This is a genomic window from Halotia branconii CENA392 (genome assembly GCF_029953635.1).
In the GTDB taxonomy this organism is placed as follows: Bacteria; Cyanobacteriota; Cyanobacteriia; order Cyanobacteriales; family Nostocaceae; genus Halotia; species Halotia branconii.
In genome coordinates this window covers 99,376-118,726 of the sequence record NZ_CP124543.1, presented here as the reverse complement: position 1 = coordinate 118,726, position 19,351 = coordinate 99,376, and the positions used below count along the sequence as shown (strand labels likewise).

At 39.2% G+C, this 19,351-nt stretch carries 11 protein-coding genes; 8 read left to right on the top strand and 3 right to left on the bottom strand.

The window, feature by feature from the left end:
- Window positions 1–424 precede the first annotated feature (424 nt).
- Window positions 425–2,635, top strand: a complete 2,211-nt coding sequence (locus tag QI031_RS00605) for a CHASE2 domain-containing protein (protein WP_281483312.1) — start codon at window positions 425–427, stop codon at window positions 2,633–2,635.
- Window positions 2,636–3,101: 466 nt separating this feature from the next.
- Entirely contained in the window at window positions 3,102–3,338 is a 237-nt protein-coding gene (locus tag QI031_RS00600; protein WP_281483311.1) for a hypothetical protein, read from the top strand.
- Window positions 3,339–3,494: 156 nt separating this feature from the next.
- On the opposite strand, the gene nadB is transcribed toward QI031_RS00600, so the two are convergent.
- The 3 genes from nadB to QI031_RS00585 all read right to left on the bottom strand — a co-directional run bounded on the left by nadB (window position 3,495) and on the right by QI031_RS00585 (window position 6,843).
- Window positions 3,495–5,180 carry an L-aspartate oxidase gene (gene nadB / locus QI031_RS00595; protein ID WP_281483310.1) on the bottom strand — a complete coding sequence of 562 codons (1,686 nt, stop codon included), beginning with the start codon at window positions 5,178–5,180 and terminating at the stop codon, window positions 3,495–3,497.
- A 193-nt stretch (window positions 5,181–5,373) separates the two neighbouring features.
- Window positions 5,374–5,802: a photosystem II complex extrinsic protein PsbU gene (psbU, locus tag QI031_RS00590; protein ID WP_281486170.1), complete on the bottom strand. Its 429-nt coding sequence runs from the start codon at window positions 5,800–5,802 to the stop codon at window positions 5,374–5,376.
- A gap of 261 nt (window positions 5,803–6,063) precedes the next feature.
- Window positions 6,064–6,843, bottom strand: coding sequence for a DUF3120 domain-containing protein (locus tag QI031_RS00585; RefSeq protein WP_281483309.1), 780 nt, complete (start codon window positions 6,841–6,843; stop codon window positions 6,064–6,066).
- A 325-nt stretch (window positions 6,844–7,168) separates the two neighbouring features.
- Between QI031_RS00585 and QI031_RS00580 the strand changes: the two genes are divergently transcribed.
- The 6 genes from QI031_RS00580 to QI031_RS00555 all read left to right on the top strand — a co-directional run bounded on the left by QI031_RS00580 (window position 7,169) and on the right by QI031_RS00555 (window position 19,343).
- Entirely contained in the window at window positions 7,169–8,131 is a 963-nt protein-coding gene (locus tag QI031_RS00580) for an undecaprenyl-diphosphate phosphatase (RefSeq protein WP_281486169.1), read from the top strand.
- 99 nt (window positions 8,132–8,230) lie between these two features.
- Window positions 8,231–9,595, top strand: coding sequence for a TIGR03279 family radical SAM protein (locus QI031_RS00575; RefSeq protein WP_281483308.1), 1,365 nt, complete (start codon window positions 8,231–8,233; stop codon window positions 9,593–9,595).
- 355 nt (window positions 9,596–9,950) lie between these two features.
- Complete coding sequence (locus tag QI031_RS00570; RefSeq protein WP_281483307.1) at window positions 9,951–12,638, top strand: family 10 glycosylhydrolase; 2,688 nt, start codon at window positions 9,951–9,953, stop codon at window positions 12,636–12,638.
- A gap of 543 nt (window positions 12,639–13,181) precedes the next feature.
- Window positions 13,182–15,575, top strand: a complete 2,394-nt coding sequence (locus QI031_RS00565) for a PAS domain S-box protein (RefSeq protein WP_281483306.1) — start codon at window positions 13,182–13,184, stop codon at window positions 15,573–15,575.
- A gap of 9 nt (window positions 15,576–15,584) precedes the next feature.
- The gene (locus QI031_RS00560; RefSeq protein WP_281483305.1) at window positions 15,585–16,799 is read left to right on the top strand and encodes an EAL domain-containing response regulator; all 1,215 of its coding nucleotides are present in this window, start codon (window positions 15,585–15,587) and stop codon (window positions 16,797–16,799) included.
- 243 nt (window positions 16,800–17,042) lie between these two features.
- A complete protein-coding gene (locus QI031_RS00555) occupies window positions 17,043–19,343 on the top strand; it encodes an NACHT domain-containing protein (RefSeq protein ID WP_281483304.1) in 2,301 nt (766 codons plus the stop codon).
- Window positions 19,344–19,351: the final 8 nt, after the last annotated feature.

Genomic DNA, 19,351 nt, shown 5'->3' with positions numbered 1-19,351 from the left:
AATAATATGTCAACTGAAAGTTATTATAAATATACTTTTGTAATCAATAATGAATAATATTTATACTGAAATTGTTTTTATAGAAGCAAAAATTACAGTTGCCCTTTTGTAACACATAAGTCGTAATGAATAATGAATGATCCATTTAGAGTTAAGTAAATCGGTGAAATAAAATCAAACTATGTGAATAAAAGTAAATAAGGCTCAAACTTTTTCTCCCCCTGCTCCCTGCTTTATTCCAACGATAATTATCGACATCGACCTACTTACCATAGACTTTCTTACAGGAACTACTCCTCCTGATCCTGAAAATAAGTTTATTTCACTCATTTGAGAATTGCTATAGTTCTTGCACAAGTTATATTTGCCAATAGGCTGATAACTATAAGAAACAAAGAGTATTTTTCCCCACTAGGTTATGGGAATGAGTAAGCAGTTATGCAAGCGTCTTGTAAGGTTAATATTAAGACTGAAACAATCGCTTGGTCAAAAACACAGAGAATTGATTACCGCCTCTATCGTTGCAATCTGCATCCTAATTTTGCGTTCTATGGGATTATTGCAATCATTAGAGTTAGGAGTTTTAGATCAATTTTTTCGCTTACGTCCAAACGAACAGCCAGATAATCGCATTACTATTGTAGTCATTGATGAGAGTTATTTACGTAAAGTTGGCTGGCCAATTCCAGATCGCATCATCGCTCAATTATTGCAAAAATTAAGTGAACAAAAACCGCGAGCAATTGGTTTAGATATCTACCGAGACTTGGAAGTTCCTAGTAACGATTCGGCAGAAAACTCTGGTAAACAAAAATTGCTTGATGTTTATAAATCAACGCCAAACTTGATTGGTATTGAACTGTTGGCAAATGAAAAAAATAACAATTTTAAAAATAAAAACGTTGGTGTTCGACCTCCAAAAGGACTGAATACAGAACAAGTCGGTTTCAATAATGTACTATTTGACCCTGATGGCAAAATACGCCGCAGTTTATTGTATTGGCATGTTAATAATAAGTTACACGAAAGTTTTGCGCTCAAGCTAGCTTTATTGTATTTAAAGTCAAAGGGGATTACTCCAAAAAAAGCAGTCAGTAACTCTGAGTATTTACAGTTGGGTAAGTCGGTATTTCCTCGTTTTCAGGCCAACGATGGTGCTTATGTAGGAGCTGATGACAGAGGCTACCAAATTTTATCCAATTTTCCTAAACCAGGGTGTAAAAATAGCTCGTCTGGAAAACTTTGTGGTTATCGACAGGTAACTATGAGCGATGTGCTTGCTAATAAAGTAGACAAAAACCTAATTAGCGATCGCATCGTACTTATTGGTTCCACTGCTCCTAGTCTTCAAGATTTTGCATTTATTCCCCAATCTAGTCGTCTGATGGGTGCAGCCGAGCCGATTACAGGTATCGAACTTCAAGCTTATTTTATCAGTGAATTAATCTCAGCTGCGATTGAAGGACGACCTTTATTAAAGACATGGCCTCAACTGTGGGAATCTTTATGGATTTTTACTTGGTCTTATTTGGGAGCCGTAATGACGTGGCAAGTACGCTCCAAAAGCCAGAGTATGTTTAGTATTTTGCTTTCTTATCTAGCGTTAATCTTAAGTGCATATTTGGCTTTTTTAACTGGTTGGTGGATACCAATAATTCCTTCATTGCTGACTTTTGGCATCTCAGCTATTTGGATGATTTTTCATGTTGCCCATATTCAGGAAGAATTGAAACGTTCTAAAGAGTTTTTGCAGCAAGTAATCAATACAATCGCAGATCCAATTTTTGTCAAAAATAAACAACATCAGTGGATTGTGTTAAATGAGGCATACTGTCGATTAATTGGTCGTCCTAATACTGTGTTAATTGAAAAGTCAGACTATGACTTTTTTCCTGCTCATGAAGCTGACGTGTTTCGACAACAAGATGAATTAGTTTTCCGCACTCAACAACCAAAAGAAAATGAAGAAGAGTTTACTGATGCGGCGGGAAAAATTCATTTAATTGCTACTAAGCGATCGCTCCACAAAGACGCGGCGGGTAATTTCTTTTTAGTGGGGATAATTCGAGATATTACTCAGCGTAAAGAGAAAGAATACGAACTTATACGCACCGCTAAACGCAAAGAAGACCATTTGCGTTATCTAGCTGATCACGACCCGCTTACAGGTCTATCTAACCGTAAATTCTTTGCAGAACAACTTCACGAGTCTTTAGTTTGGGCTCAAGAGAATAATTTATCTTTGGGACTGCTGTTTGTTGATCTGGATGGTTTTAAACAAGTCAATGATACCTTTGGACATGAGATAGGCGATCGCCTCTTAGTAACTATCGCTCAGCGGCTCAATAACTCTTTACGTGGTAGTGATACTGTTTCCCGTTTAGGCGGTGATGAATTTACAGTGATTTTACGGTCACTTCCTAATGAGCAGGTAGCTGCTAAAGTTGCGGAAAAAATTTTAGGGTGCATTACTGAGCCAATCGTTTTGGATGAGTATACCACTAAAATTTCTGCCAGTATTGGTATCAGTATTTATCCCCTCAATGGTCAAAGCACGGAAGCATTAATTAAACAAGCAGACACCGCTATGTACCGTGCCAAGCATCTTGGTAAAAACCGCTACGAGTTTGCTTAAAATTTATCAAAACTCGCTGAAATGATGACTATAGTATGTATGTTTACTAATTCTTGTTGATGCCAACCCTGGAATTTAGTTGAAATAAGCTTATTTGTCAATCTTTATTGCTCAGTAATGCAAGTATTTATACGCAAAAAAATTAATAGTTTTTTAAGATTTTCTGCTAATATTAATTATTCTGCGGAAACTAACGAATATTTTACTTGAGACTGATAACTACTTCTAACTTAAGACTGATGCCAAAACTTCCTTGGTAGCCGTATTTCTAGAATACTGAGCGTATTTTCAAAATATAGCTTGTCGGCGAAGTGTAAGCTAGCATCAATTACTTTTTGGTTAAATTGTTATCCATTCACAATAAAAGTTTCATCAAGATTTAATTTTTCGGAAAAAATAACTTAATCTGCTGTAGATCACAAAAAAACACTAGATGAAATCAGAATGGAGGTATTAACAAAGGCTTATGAGAATTAACTTAAGAATCACCAGCGCTATGATACTTTGTATTAGTGCTTACATAATTATTCCGAAAATTGCTGATGCTACGGGAAGCTTTAACACTCTAACCACTGATATTTTAAACACTACTGGTAGCAATCACTCGACTCCTTCTAGTATTGATTCTCAGGATTCACATGACCTATTCGTTCCACCCAATCATGGTGGGCCTGATAGCCTACATGGTAGTGGTACTCGTTAACAAGTTAACTATTACTCAAGATTCAGAGCCTTTGGGGAATTAAAAATCAAAAATTAAAAATTAAAAATTAAAAAACCCATAATAAATTTAGGAGTCAGTGACGTGGGCTGTGAGTCCATTTTTACAAACAGAAGTGTCTTGCGCGGGTTTATGCATCTACTTGTTGGGAACTACAGACTTGCGCCATTGATGCTTTTGTACGAGCGTGTGAACTTGCCAAGCTGGATCTGGTTGAGGATAATCTAAGCGATAGTGTCCTCCCCGACTTTCGGTTCTAAAAACAGCACTTTTAAGAATTAAATAGGCTACATCTAGTAAATTACGAGTTTCTGCCCAAAGTCGCAATTGTTTTTCAGCGTTCGGTATGTCAAATTTAACGGGTTCGTATGGACGTAAAGCCATCAAAAATTGACTTAAAGGCAAAGCGGCAAAGTCTTGCTGCCAAAATTCAACAGTGGCGATCGCATCTGCTAAAACTGACTGTTCTCGACAAATACCAGCACTTTGCCAAACTAGGCGCGGTAACTTTTCTCTAAATGCTTCTAATTGTGTTTGCTGGATTTGCCAATCGCCATCAGAAAGCCTGAATGTCAAAGGATGAAAGCTGAGTTTAGTTTCTTCATCTTTAATCTTTGTGAGTTCATCCTTCAAATTAGCCATCTGCGCCCCAAAGACAATACATTCTAGCAAGGAATTACTCGCTAAACGATTTGCCCCATGCACTCCGGTACTGGCTGTTTCTCCCACCGCATACAAACCCTGAATGTTTGTGCGATTGATCAAATCTGTGACAATACCACCCATCCAATAATGGGCAGCAGGGGCTACGGGAATTGGTTCATTAAAGACATCAATGCCCCAATGTTGACAAACTTTAATGATATTGGGAAAGCGGTGACGAATTTTGTCAGCAGGAATAGGGCGCATATCTAGCCACACATGGGCAGTAGCAGGATCGGCCGCAGTCTGTTGTAAATGGCTAAAAATTGCTCTACTAACTACATCTCTGGGTGCGAGTTCACCAGCAGAGTGATAATCGAAAGCAAAACGCCGGCCTTCATTATCTACAAGATGTGCGCCTTCCCCTCGGACAGCTTCACTAATCAAAAAGTGATCAGCGCCGGGTTTAGTTAAGGCAGTAGGGTGAAATTGGACAAATTCTAAGTCGCGGAGGATAGCCCCAGCGCGCCAGGCGATCGCTACCCCATCGCCTGTACTGACATCTGGGTTAGTGGTTTGGGCAAATACTTGACCTCCACCACCAGTTGCTAGTACAACAGCACCAGCCCTTACCCAGTGGATTTCACCTTGGTAAAAGAGACTAACTCCTTGACAGTGACTGCTTTGGGGTTCTAGCCACAGACTCAACGCCAAAGCTTGCTGGATAACTTGAATATTTTGACGACGTAATACTTGGGCAGTTAGGGTAGTAGTTACCTCTCTACCTGTGGTGTCAGCGGCGTGAAGTACACGGTTACGTGAATGTGCGGCTTCTAAAGTTAAAGCTAACGCTTTACCGTGTCGATCAAAAGCGACTCCTAGGTTAACCAGAGATTGAATACAGCTAGGTGCTTGTTGGGCAAGAAACTCTACTGCTGGGCGATCGCATAAACCAGCACCTGCTTCCAATGTGTCTTCAATGTGCAGTGAAGGAGAATCTTCCGGGGAAATAGCCGCAGCAATCCCACCTTGGGCCCAATCACTAGCAGACAAAGAAACTGTTTCTTTAGTAATCAAGCCGACTTGCAAGTACTCTGGTAAGCAAAGTGCCGTATACAGTCCAGCCGCACCAGCGCCGACTACTAAGACATCAAATTGACTAGGAATATCTATTTGAGGCAAGGTATTAGGGGAAGTTAAGAGTTAAAGGTTAGGAGTTAGAAGTTTTGTAACTATGGTGTTTCTCAGTTGTGTGCAATACACTCTAGTAGAAACTAGGGGCTAGAGTAAGGTATTCCATACCTGAAATCACTACATAACTCATAACTCATAACTCCTAACTCATAAATTTGCCTACAGCTAACTAAAAAGGCGGTTATCTGTAGATACCGTTGTTAATGCGATCGTCTCCCTCGTTAAAGGCAGGTTCAAATTCTGTCACAGTAAAGTTATCCATGTTAGCTTGCAGAAGTTGTTTTTGGCGATCGCTCAGTCCTGGAAGATCCAATACATCCTCTACACTTTCGTAAGGAGCATTCTTGAGAATTTTCTTCGCAAGGGTAGGATACAACCCCGGATACTGTTGAAAAGCCCGCACGTTGGTATTATTCAAATCAAGTTTTTTACCAAATTCCGTTCCTAGCTTAGCGTCTGCCCGATTTTGCCGTTCAAGTGCCAAAATTGGAACTTGAGGCAAAGCAAAACTGTTGAAACTACTAGCTTGGGCTATCTGAGTTGTTCCTAAAAATCCCCAGCAGCCAAGGAACAAACTAAACACTGTTAATAAACGCACCAATACTTTCACGATTTTTCTACCTCTTTCCATCAAACTGAAAAAATGGCTTTCAGCCAACAGGTGTCAATAGTACACAGTCTACAGCCAAGACGATTGCCTTTAGACTAGGTGATAGCTTAATTAACACACAGCAATCATCAGAAACTAATATACAGCTTAGTAACCACCGCTAAACGCTTTGTCCTACAATACCTTCGCCATTTTTGTGTAGGTTGGGTTGAGGCACGTAGACCCAACCTTGTATAAGGTCTTGTTCTATTTATTTAATGCTCAAGCGGCGTAGGCTGCTAGTAAAAATAGACTGTCTACTAAAATTGTACTTAAAACCGCACCGCCAAAGGCATACCAATGGCGTTGTCTTTGACGTAAAGGTAAAATTCCTGCTATCAACAACACTGAGGCGAGGATTACCGCCCAAGTTTGTCCCCAAGGAGTTTGTACTTGAATCAGGGCATTTTGTAAAATTAATGGCGCACCAGCAGGTTCTACCTGCATAATTTGCCGCCAATAAGGCATTAAATCTACTATATAAAAATACACATCTGTCAAGACTGTTCCGAGTAAAGAACCTAAATAAAAGAAGTTACCAACTTTACCCCAATTTCTTAGTAGACACCAACAAGCAAAGGGTAGCCCTATAGACTCTACTGGTAAATGCCACACAGGCTCCCAACGTAACCAGCCCCAATAAATAGCTCCTGCTAACCAACTCCAGCTAAAGCCTAAAAGTAAATCTCCCCACAGATAAGTTGCAGGGCGTGACATTAATTTAAAACTCAACCATACCCAAAACCCTGTAATCGCTAAACTTATAAATGGCAGCGATCGCACTAGCGGCGCTTCTATAAATACTGGCACTGATACTAAAAATACTGCCGCGGCAAACACTAACCACGTTTGTCGCGAAGATATAGAGATCAAGAAAGACGGAGATAAGGAAAGTGTAGATTCTAACTCTCTAATATTTATCTGCCCAGTATCGGTTGCATGTAATTTGGTATCAATAGAATTAGTAGAAGTGTTGTATGAAGACAATGTATTATTAAGCAAAGTTTTTAATAATTGTTACTAAACTTTATGTTATTTAAGATAACACACTGATGAATCCCCCCCTAGGGCATTTTTATATTATATAAATTTGGGACATTATTAATGTTTATGTTTATGGGGCATAGGGCATAGGGCATGGGGCATGGGGCATGGGGGATTAATTTGTTATTCTCCTCTGCTTTGGTCACTGAGCGTACTTGTGCTGAGCGTAGCCGAAGTAGTCGAAGTGCTGCTCCTCTTCTAGTCTCTGTGTAACTTTCCTGGAAGGCTCTCCAAGCAGCTGTTTGTGTAATTGGTTGTAATAACAGCGATCGCAGGTAAACTGATGACTCTATCAAAACGTCAATGGTTCGTGCTTTTAAGTGCAATGTCTGCCATCTTCTGTGTGGCGGCATTTCCGATTAAAGTTGTCAGCGCCCAAACTAACCCGGTGGTAAGTGGGGTGCAATCAATGAATATTTTACAAGCTATTGTTTTAGGCTTTGTGCAGGGAATGACGGAATTTCTGCCTATTAGTAGCACAGCACATTTAAAAGTTGTGCCTGTGGCTTTAGGTTGGGGTGATCCGGGTGTAGCTTTTACTGCTATTATTCAGCTCGGTAGTATAGCAGCCGTATTATGGTATTTCTGGGGAGATCTAACGCGCATTCTTAAAGGAGCCACCAGAGCGATTGCCCTCAAAGATTATCATGATCACGACTTACGCTTATTTATAGGTATTATTCTGGGTACGTTACCTATTATCTTTTTTGGACTTTTAATTAAAGTATTTATTCCAGACTTTGATAATTCACCGATTAGAAGCATGGCAGCGATCGCTACTGCCTCTATAGTCATGGCTTTGTTATTGGGATTAGCAGAAAAACTCGGTCAGCGTCAACGAGACTTTGAGCATCTAACAATGAAAGATGGGCTATTGATGGGTTTAGCTCAATCTCTAGCATTAATACCTGGTGTATCTCGTTCTGGTTCTACCTTAACAGCTGGGCTATTTATGAGTTTGCAACGGGAAACAGCGGCTAGATTCTCGTTTTTGTTAGGTATTCCAGCCATTACCCTAGCAGGGTTAGTGGAATTAAAAGATGTTCTCAAAGCAGGTTTAAGTAGTGCAGCAATTGTTCCTATTGTTGTAGGAGTGATTTCTGCCACAATTTTCTCATATATAGCGATCGCTGGATTGCTACGCTTTCTCAAAACCCGAAGCACCTGGGTATTTATTTGGTATCGCCTGATCTTTGGTGTCGTCATCTTAAGTGCGATCGGTGCAGGATTATTGAAAAATAGTTAATTTTAGGGCATAGGGCATGGGGCATGGGGCATAGGGGATGAAGAAAAATTACCTCTTTCTCCCTAGTCCCTAGCCCCTAGTCCCTAGTCCCTTCCACTTATGTCTACTACTCGTCCTGCCCAAATTACTAAAGTGCTTCCCGACTCAATAGCCGCAGAGATTGGCTTTGAGGCTGGTGATGCGATCATTGCTATCAATGGCATACATCCCCGCGATTTAATTGATTATCAATTTTTATGTGCTGATGAAGTTCTCGAATTAGAAGTTTTAGATGCTGCTGGCAAAACCCATCATATTGAAATTGAAAAAGACTACGACGAAGATCTGGGGTTAGAATTTGCCACTGCTTTATTTGATGGCTTAATTCAGTGTAATAACCGTTGCCCTTTTTGCTTTATTGATCAACAGCCACCGGGTAAGCGTTCTAGCTTGTATTTAAAAGATGATGATTACCGTTTAAGCTTTTTGTATGGCTCTTACCTAACTCTGACTAATTTATCAAAGAGAGAATGGCAGCGGATTGAACAAATGCGCCTTTCTCCATTGTTTGTGTCTGTTCATGCTACAGAACCCGAAGTTAGAATTAGACTGCTAAAAAACTCCCGTGCGGGAGAAATTCTACAGCAACTCCAGTGGTTTCAAGCCCGACGATTACAAATTCATGCTCAAGTAGTCGTTTGTCCTGGTATAAATGACGGCAAACACCTGGAACAAACCTTAAAAGATTTAGCGTCCTTTCATACTGGTGAAGTACCTGCGGTGGCATCAGTGGCAGTTGTGCCAGTAGGCTTGACACGATTTCGTCCTCACGAAGATCAACTGATACCTGTAACTAGAGAAAAAGCAAAAGAAGTGATTGCCCAAGTGCAGTTGCTGTCGCAGCAATTTCGTCAAAAATTCGGTTCTGGCTTTGCTTGGTTAGCCGATGAATGGTTTTTGATTGCAGGTGAAGAATTACCAAGCGAATCGGAATATGAAGAATATCCCCAAATTGATAACGGTGTTGGTTCTATTAGGTTGTTTCTCAAGCAATTTGCCGATACTGCCACAGAATTACTACCAGAAAAAATTTATCCCCCAAGAAAATTAACTTGGGTAGTGGGTAATGCAGTAGAAACAGCATTTCAACCCATATTGGAACGCTTGAATGCTGTTGAAGGTTTAGAAGTAAATATGCAGGCTTTATGTAGTGATTATTGGGGACAAAATATTAGTGTCACAGGATTATTAACAGGTCATGATTTACTTTTAAATTTAGCAGAACAAGATTTAGGGGATGGAATTTTATTGCCAAATGTGATGTTGAAACAAGGAGAATTGGTATTTTTAGATGACATTAATATTGAAGAAGTATCTCGGCAATTAAAAACAAAAATTTTCCCTGTAGCTGGAGTTACAGAATTAATCAATGTCTGTATTGCTGAAGTTGTCAGTGGTCAATGGTCATTGGTTAGTAGTCAGTAGTAAAGCGAAAAGTCAAGCCAGTCTCGTGGGCGGCTCTGCCGACTTGAGAGAACTGGCGTTGTGCGTTTGGGCTTCCCGGCGCAGAACTTTTCAAGACAGCGAAAAGTCGAGCCAGTCTCGTGGGCGGGTTTCCCGACTTGAGAAAACTGGCTTAGTGCGTTTGGGCTTCCCGACACTTAACTTTTCAAAACAGCGAAAACTCTGCTGGGGGATATTAAACCAGATCAAAAACAATTGACAACTGACCCGCATAACGTAAATAAAATATCAGTTATTTTTCGGAGGTATTTTATTATGATATTGCATGATAAAGAAAGCAGGAATAACTAATAAATAATCCATTAAGGAGTAAGTAGTGAAGAATCAGGACGAATGCCATAAAAAAATTATAAAAACCAGATTCTTCATTTTAAGTATTAAATTTTTAATCTTTAATTTATTGAGTATTTTGCCAGCAACAGCAGCGGCAGAAGAGCCTATATTAAGTGTGGTGCAGAGTCAAGAAAATACACAGCAATGGACAGGAATCACAAAACGTTTGCAAACACTTGGGGCAAAGTATTGTGTGATTAATCTAGCTAATGTGAGAAGTGCAGCAGATTGGGGCGATCGCCGAGTCTTATTTTTGCCAAATGTAGAGACATTAACGCCAGCACAAGCGATCGCTTTAGAAGAATGGATGAGTAATGGAGGAAATTTAGTTGCTAGTGGCCCTGTAGGTAGTTTATCAGCGCCAGGAGTTAGACAATTATTGCGATCACTCTTGGGAAGTTATTGGGGATTTGGCCTGAATAATACCCAACAAATCAAACCCTCAAAAACTAAGATGCCGTCATGGATGAACCAAAACGGACTTTTTGGCCAAGTACATGGCGGTGCTGTGATTCCTAATGATGCCACCAGTCAAACTGCTGCTGTCTGGAATGCTCAAGATAATGCTGCCGCAGTAGTGACAAATGAACGTTCTACCTTGTTAGGCTGGCGCTGGGGTACAGATGTTGCTTCCACAGCAGAACTAGATATTGCTTGGTTAAAAGCTGCTCTCAATCGTCATGTAACAGCTTCATCAAGTAGCAGAAATAAAGTCAAAGGCGGTTCCCCAAACTGTTCCACCTCCATAGCTACTTCCCCTGCCTCCCCTGCTTCCCCTGCTTCCCCTGCCCCGGTTGTTGAGCGTAGTCGAAACACTGCTCCCCCAGAAACCATCGACCAACTTGAACAAAAAGTGCGCCTGGATGTCGTACCCAATTCTAATGTGCCAATTGACAAGAATGAAGCGATCGCCCTCCAGCAAGAGCTAGAAAATTTGATTGGTCGAGTAGAAAGCGCCCATTTAGCAGCATCGGCTGACGCTGCTAATGTTGGTAATCTCCAGTCTCTCAATAAGGAAGAAACTCAATTAGCCTCAACAAGACCTGGAGCGCTAATTCTTAACAAAGAGCAAGTCATCGCCCAAGCCAGGATAGTTGCCAAAAACTTACCCCAGTTAATCGCCCAAAAAAATTATGCTTTGGCTCGTCAGCAGTGGCTAGCAACAAAAACAAATTTGTGGCAGCAGTTTCCTATAAATCAGCGATTAGCCCAAGCAGAAATTCGGGCAGTATGGTTAGATCGAGGGACAATTGTCCGTGCTGGTAGCAAACAAGGACTAGCCCAAATTTTTGATCGATTGGCACAAGCAGGAATTAACACTGTCTTTTTGGAAACTGTCAATGCTGGCTATACCATTTATCCCAGCAAAGTTGCACCTCAAGAAAATCCCTTAATTCGTGGGTGGAACCCTTTGGCGGCTGCGGTGGAATTAGCCCATGAACGAAAGATGGAATTACACGCTTGGGTTTGGGCTTTTGCTGCTGGCAACCAGGGTCATAATGAGATTCTCAAGATTAACCCTAATTACCCAGGGCCAGTACTTGCAGCCCATCCCGATTGGGCAAATTACGATCAACTCGGTAATTCCATTCCAGTTGGTCAGACCAAGCCGTTTTTTGACCCAGCTAATCCCGAAGTACGGCAATATTTACTGAGACTGTATGAAGAAATTGTCACCCAGTATGACGTAGATGGTCTTCAGCTAGACTATATCCGTTATCCCTTCCAAGACCCAAGTGCAAATCGCACTTACGGTTATGGGAAAGCTGCAAGAGCGCAGTTTCAGCAATTAACTGGTGTAGATCCAGTCAAGATTTCTCCTAGCCAAAAAGATTTATGGCAACAGTGGACAGAATTTCGTACCCAACAAATTGATAGTTTTGTCACTCAAGTATCGCAACAGTTACGAAAAAAGCGATGTCCAACGACAAACTGTTCCCTATCTAAGCAATTAATTTTATCAGTTGCTGTATTTCCCCTACCAGAATCAGAACGGATTCAAAAAATCCAACAACATTGGGAAGTTTGGGCTAGGCGAGGGGATATAGATTTAATCGTTCCCATGACTTATGCTCAAGATACTCCGCGTTTTCAACGTTTAGCACAGCCTTGGATAGCCTCAACACAGTTAGGTTCTACCTTGTTAGTACCGGGTATTCGCTTACTTTCTTTGCCAACTGTGGGAGCGTTTGACCAACTGCAATTGGTAAGAGATTTACCAGTTAGTGGTTATGCCCTCTTTGCTGTAGATAATTTCAACAGCGAATTACAAAAAATCTTTAGTAGTACTCAAGGAAAGGTTCAGTCTGCAACTGATGAACCTCTTCCTCAGCGCCAGCCTTTCAAAACTGCTGCTGTTCGTTATGCTGCTTTGCAAAGAGAATGGCAGTTAGTGTTAAAAAACGATCAACAGCGGATGTCTACCACGACAATTGCAGATTTTCATAACCAAGCAAAAGTAGTACAAAAAGCTTTAGATCAGCTGGCAGCCTCGCCATCTAGTAGTAATTTACTTGCTACACGAGCTACTTTGACTCGGTTTCAATTTCAATTTCGGGCATGGATGCGCCAACAAACTACAGATAATCCCTATCAATTTAAAGTTTGGGAAAATCGTTTGGTGACGATAGAAAGGCTGTTGCGTTATGGCGAACGGCGATTAGATTTATAAAAAACTTCACGCCACAAGGGGATTGAAGTTTTTGGGCATAGGGCATAGGGCATGGGGCATGGGGAAGAAATTATCAGTTATCAGTCATCAGTTTTCACTGTTCACTGATTTAACCACCCATGAAGGGATGGAGTTTTCCGCCGCTTTCAATGAATCTTGGTTACTGCGATCGCCAAAGCTAATATACCCGGATTTCTCACAAAAGTGTGGGAGGTGTGGGAGGTGTGGGAGGATGGAGAAGAAATCTCTCCCCACACTCCCCTCTTTCCCCTCTTTCCCCCTATCTCCCCTCTTTCCCCTCTCTTCCCACACTCCCCACACTCCCTGGATTTCTCACAAGTGAGAAATCCAGGTATAGCGCTTTTCGGTTGTGTGTAATACACTCCAGTAAGGAAAAGGGGCTAGAGGCTGTTTTCAAACCCAACCTAAAGTTCTGAGCATTTCCCTAAAAATAACTCTAGTCCCTAGCCCCTAGCTCCTAGTGCCTATATTAGAAGATACTTAAATAATCTGCTTTAAAGATGATAGGTATGGTAATCGTTTATGCAAGCCTTACCTCAACTTCTCTGGCTACGATGCTTAAAGTCAATAATCGACTTTTCGCCACTAACGGTTGCACCAGAAACATCAGTGTTAAATGCAATATCACTGATGACAAAACAAAGTACCCAAATTTTGGTGGTGACAAGTTCGCAGATAGTGGGGTGTTTGACACAGCAAGATATATTACATCTTTTAGCTTCAGGGGTTGACTTTAAAACCACTAAAGTTTCTGAAGTTATGCATACCTCAGTAATAACACTGAAGTTGTCAGAATTTAAGAATATGGCAACAGCATTGTCACTGTTGAACCAGAATAACTTGGTTTTTCTGCCAATTGTAGATAGTCAAGGTCAACTTGTAGGGACGATTACATCTCAAAGTATTTGTCGAGAATTAAGTCAACCTACATCAGACTATGATTTACTTGTTAATCATCAAAAAGCAAAGTTAGACCACGAAGCAGTTCTTGAAACTACTGGGATTCCAGTCTTTGATGTTGAAGCTAAATTCCAAAATATTACTGCTTGTAAGCAGGCAGAAAGTGCATTACGAGAGACTCAACAGCAGTTGCAAGCAATTTTAGATAATTCTTCTGCGGTGATTTATGTCATAGATACTAAAAATCAATTCTTACTGATCAACCGTAAATTTGAACAATTATTTAAAATTACTCAAGATCAAATTATAGGCAAAAGCATTTATGATATTTGGTCTGCTGATATTGCCGATGGATTTGCTGCTAATAATCATCAGGTAGTTGCAGGTAATATTTCCATAGAAGCTGAAGAAGTTGTCCCTCACGAAGATGGACTACATACTTATTTATCTGTCAAGTCTCCTTTAAAAAATGCTGATGGTTTACCCTACGCAGTTTGCAGCATTTCTACAGATATTACAGACCGCAAAATAGCCGAAGAGTCGCTATTACGCTTTTGCCAAGCTATAGAAAGTACAAGTGACGCTATTTGCATGGCTGATATTACAGGCAAGCCGATTTATGTTAATTCGGGGTTTACTGAACTTTATGAGTACACCCTAAAAGAATTTCAAGCTGTTGGTGGAGCATTAACTATTTTCCAGCATCCAGCGCAGTTACAACAAGTACTTATGACTATTTACAAAGGTGAACCGTGGCGTGGTGAAGTAACAATGCGATCGCGCAGTAGTCACATTATGCAAATTTATTTACGTGCTTATGTAATTAAAGATACTAATGGTAAAATTATCGGCACAGTAGCTACCCATACTGATGTTACACAGCGTCGGCAAGCAGAAATAGCATTACTTGTCAGTCAACAACGTTTGCAATATTTACTTGACTCCAGTCCAGCTGTAATCTATACCGCCAAAGCATCGGGAGATTTTGGCGGTACTTTTGTTAGCGAAAATGTTAGTACCATACTGGGCTATGAAGCCAAAGAAATGATAGAAGATTCCAGTTTTTGGGCTAGTCGTATCCATCCAGAAGACTTGCCAGATGTATTTACTGAACTTTCAAAGGTATTAGAACAGGAACAGTACAAACTAGAATACCGTTTTTTACATCAAGATGGAAGTTATCGTTGGCTATATGACAAAGGCAAGCTACTACGAGACGATACTGGTAATCCATTGGAATTGGTTGGTTACTTGGCAGAAATCACAGACCGTAAACAATTAGAACAAGAATTAAGAGTAGCTTTAGAGAAAGAAAAAGAACTTAGCGAACTCAAATCTCGTTTTGTCTCTATGACTTCCCACGAGTTCCGCACGCCTTTAAGTACTATCCTTTCGTCTGCGGAGTTATTAGAACACTACCACCAAAAATGGACAGAGGAAAAAAAACTTACTCATTTGCGCCGTATTCAAACTGCTGTGAAGCGAATGACGGATATGTTGAATGATGTGTTGGTGATTGGCAAAGTGGAAGCAGGAAACTTAGAGTTTAAACCTAAATCTTTTGATTTAGTTGCCTACTGCCATGAATTAGTAGCAGAAATGCAATTGAATTTTAACTATCAGCGAGTTATTAATTTTATCAGTCAAGATGAATCTGCGTCATGCTGCATGGATAATAAATTATTGGGGCATATTTTGAGTAATTTACTCTCAAATGCAATTAAATATTCCCCAGCTAATAGTGCTGTAAAATTTACTCTTGCTTGTGAGAATGGACAAGCTATATTTGAAATTCAAGATTGGGGAATTGGTATTCCACCAGAAGATTTGCCGCACTTGTTTGAATCATTTTATCGCGCTCAAAATGTCGGTAATATCTTAGGAACTGGATTAGGATTAGCGATTGTTAAAAGGTGTGTGGATATCCATCAAGGTGAAATTTTTGTGACAAGTAAGCTGGAAGTCGGTACGTTGTTTACTGTTACTTTGCCATTTAATAACCGAAATATCAGTTGAGTTAAATCTATGATCAAGATTTTAGTTATTGAAGATGAGGAATCAGTACGTGAAAATATTTTAGATTTATTAGAAGCTGAGAACTTTGAAACTGTTGCTGCTGCGAATGGGAAAATAGGTGTAAATTTAGCGTTATCTGAAATCCCTGATTTAATTTTGTGTGATATGATGATGCCGGAAATTGACGGTTATGGAGTGATTACGGCGCTACGTCAAGAGCCATTAACAGCAACTATTCCTTTTATTTTTTTAACTGCAAAATCTGCTAAAGCTGATTTTCGTCAAGGCATGGATATGGGAGCAGATGACTATCTCACCAAGCCATTTACAAGGGCAGAGTTACTAAGTGCAATCATGAACCGCTTAGAAAGGCAAGCTACTTTAAAGAAGTATTTATCAAATCAAACTATAACTAAGACTTTATCTCCTAAAAGACAATTGTTAGAAATTAGTCTACATCGAGTTGTAAACAGTCAGCAATTTACAGAACAATTCGAGATTTATTATCAACCTGTAGTCAATATTAGCTCTGGTAAAATAATAGCTGCTGAATGCTTGTTGCGTTGGCATAGTCCTGAATTAGGTTTAGTTTCGCCAACGGAATTTATTCCGTTAGCAGAGTCTATAGGTTTAATTATGCCTATTGATCAATGGGTATTACAGAGTGTTTGTAAGCAAATGAAAATCTGGCTGGATGCAAGAATTTCTGACTTGACCCTGGCTGTAAATTTATCGGTAATTGAATTTAATCAACCAGATTTTATTCAAAAAATAGTTAAGTTTTTAAAAATCAATAATTTAGAACCACAATATTTAGAAATAGAACTTACTGAAAGTATGATTATGCAAGATATAACCAGCGCGATCGCTACTATAAATAAATTGCAATCTCTAGGTGTTAGAATTGCCATTGATGATTTTGGCACAGGTTATTCTTCTTTAATTTATCTAAAGAATTTACCAGTTAATACTCTCAAAATTGATCGCTATTTTATCCACAATGTTGACCAAGATCCTCAAAAATCTGCAATTACCAAAGCATTAATTGAAATGGCTCATAACCTGAATATGCAGGTAATCGCTGAAGGTGTAGAGACAGAAGCAGAATTATCTTTTTTACGCCAAAAAAGCTGTGATGCTATGCAAGGTTTTCTATTTAGTCATCCACTCCCCGCAGCAGAATTTGAAAAATTTTTGTGGAATAAAAAACACTTACCTGCGTAAATCAAAAAAATCAATACAAGTCAGGTTTAATAAAAGCTTGGGCATTGCTCAAGATGCAATAGCTAGTCTTGGCAATGGCCTAAGCTAGTTGGGTATGTAGATTTGGCTGACTCGAATACTATTATGTACAGTCGACGTTTGCGATCGTGTTGGGTTTTTGGTGTAAATTAACGTATAACTTGTATGATTTGTATGAATTGTATTCAAACAGACACATCAGTATTATAGGTTGGTGGTAAACCAATGGCAAAGCGATCGCTCCAAGCATCAGCTGAAGGCATTAGAAAGGCAAAACAAGCTTTTAAACGCACGGGTTGGACACAAGAATATCTAGCTAGTGAAGTCAGTCTAGAAACTCGCCAGCCTATTTGGAAGTTTTTCACTGGTAAGCCTATCGACCGCCATGTTTTTAATGACATTTGCTTTATCCTTGAGCTAGAACCGTCAGAAATAGCCCAAAAGCCGGATTTCGACGAATCCACGTTTTTAGATACCTCTACAGGCATTACCCTAGATATTGATGCCCTTGTGCAGAAACTGCGGTCTGTTCACTATGAAAAAATGCAAGCCCAGTGCGGTACTTTACATCTTTTAGATATTACTAGACCCATTGCCCTCAACGATATTTATGTTGATGTCAATATTCTTGAGGAAATTACTAGTAACAGATGGCTAGAAATTTCCGATTTGCAAAAGTTAAATGCAAATAAATTCAATTATTGTAAATTGAGTAAATCAAGCTCAGAAAAAATAGTAGGACTAGAAATGGTTAAAAGATATTCCCATCTGATGGTGTTGGGAAAGCCAGGTTCTGGTAAAACTACATTTTTACAATCAATTGCTATTAATTGCAATCAAGGAATTTTCCAACCTGATTATCTACCAATTTTTATTAGTCTGAAAAACTTTGCTGAAGATATTCGAGAACGGAACCAAATTAGTTTATTTAACTATCTTTATGACTATTTAATAAATTTTGGTATTTCTGAACAAGATTTAGTTAAAGTCTTAGCTCATGGTAGAGCTTTAGTTTTATTAGATGGCTTAGATGAAGTTACGACAGAATTTGCGGAAAAAGTTATTCATAAAATTCGGATATTTACGGAAAAATTTTACAAAAACCAAATAATTATTACTTCTCGCATTGCTTATCAAGATTATCAATTTCAAAGATTTACTGAAGTAGAAATTGCAGATTTTACTAAAACAGAAATTGCCATTTTTGCAGAAAATTGGTTTTTGACAGTTGCTAAAAAATTGCCCTTGCAAGCAAAAAAATTAGCAAATAGATTTATGCAAGAACTAGAACTAAAGGAAAATTTGCCAATTCTGGAGTTAGCTGCTACACCGATTTTTTTGAATTTCCTGTGCTTAGTTTTTAATTCGCTAGAAGATTTCCCAAGCAACCGCTGTGAACTTTATAAACAAGCATTAGATCTACTTTTGTTACGCTGGGATGAAGCAAAGGGTATTAAACGAGAACAAGTCTCTTGTGACTTGTCACTACTACATAAAGTTAAATTGCTTAGTCGAATTGCAGCAATTTTATTTACCCAAGGAAATGATTTTCAAAGTGAAAGTACAATACGGCAAATCATCGCCGACTATCTAGTTCATCTTCCCAATAGAATAACTGATATAGAAACATTGGAGTTAGAGAGTGCAGCGGTATTAAAAGCAATCGAAGTGCAACATGGATTACTAACCGAAAGAGCGCGAGGAATTTATACTTTTTCTCATTTGATATTTCAAGAATATTTAATCGCTAGAGAAGTTATTACGAATAACCAACTTTTAAAAGATTTTGTTAATCATTTAAATGAGTATCGGTGGCGAAATATCTATTTACTAAGTGTAGATATGTTAAGACCTGCAGATACTTTGTTGCAGTTAATCAAAGAAAACATTGATAATTTAGCTACCACAAATACGTTATTATATGATTTTTTAGGATGGATAAAACGAAAATCTGCCACAGTCAGCACATCTTATCATGCGGCTAGTGTACGGGCTTTTTACTTTACTATTGCTCTCCCTCCAGAATATCCTTTAGCTTTTAATCAAGAGTTGGCTATGTCTTTGGATCAAAGACTTGCTGGTAATCTTGCCGTTGATTTAGCATTAGATCTAGCTCTGACTCATGCACTTGTCGTAAGTTTGGGAATCAATGTTGATATTTTTTTGCAGCGTTTTTCTGCTTTAAGTTTTGCCCTTGATTTAAGGCATTTACTTACAGATCAACCATCTTTACAAAAATCGTTGCAAGACCTGAAAAATCAACTGCCTTTTCCAAGTCAAGGTGGAGAAGTACTAAAAATCTGGTGGCAAGATCATGGAAATGCTTGGATTGAGGAATTGCGAACTCTAATGATTGATACTCGCCAAATTGGTCATAATTGGCAGTTCAATCAACATGAGTTGGAGCAACTACAGCAGTACTGGGATGCTAATAAGTTACTTTTAGATTGCCTCAATAGGGCTAGTGATGTCACTCCTCAACTAGGAAATTTTATTAAGGAAAATTTATTTTTAGTTTGTGGTTAGAGGCGATT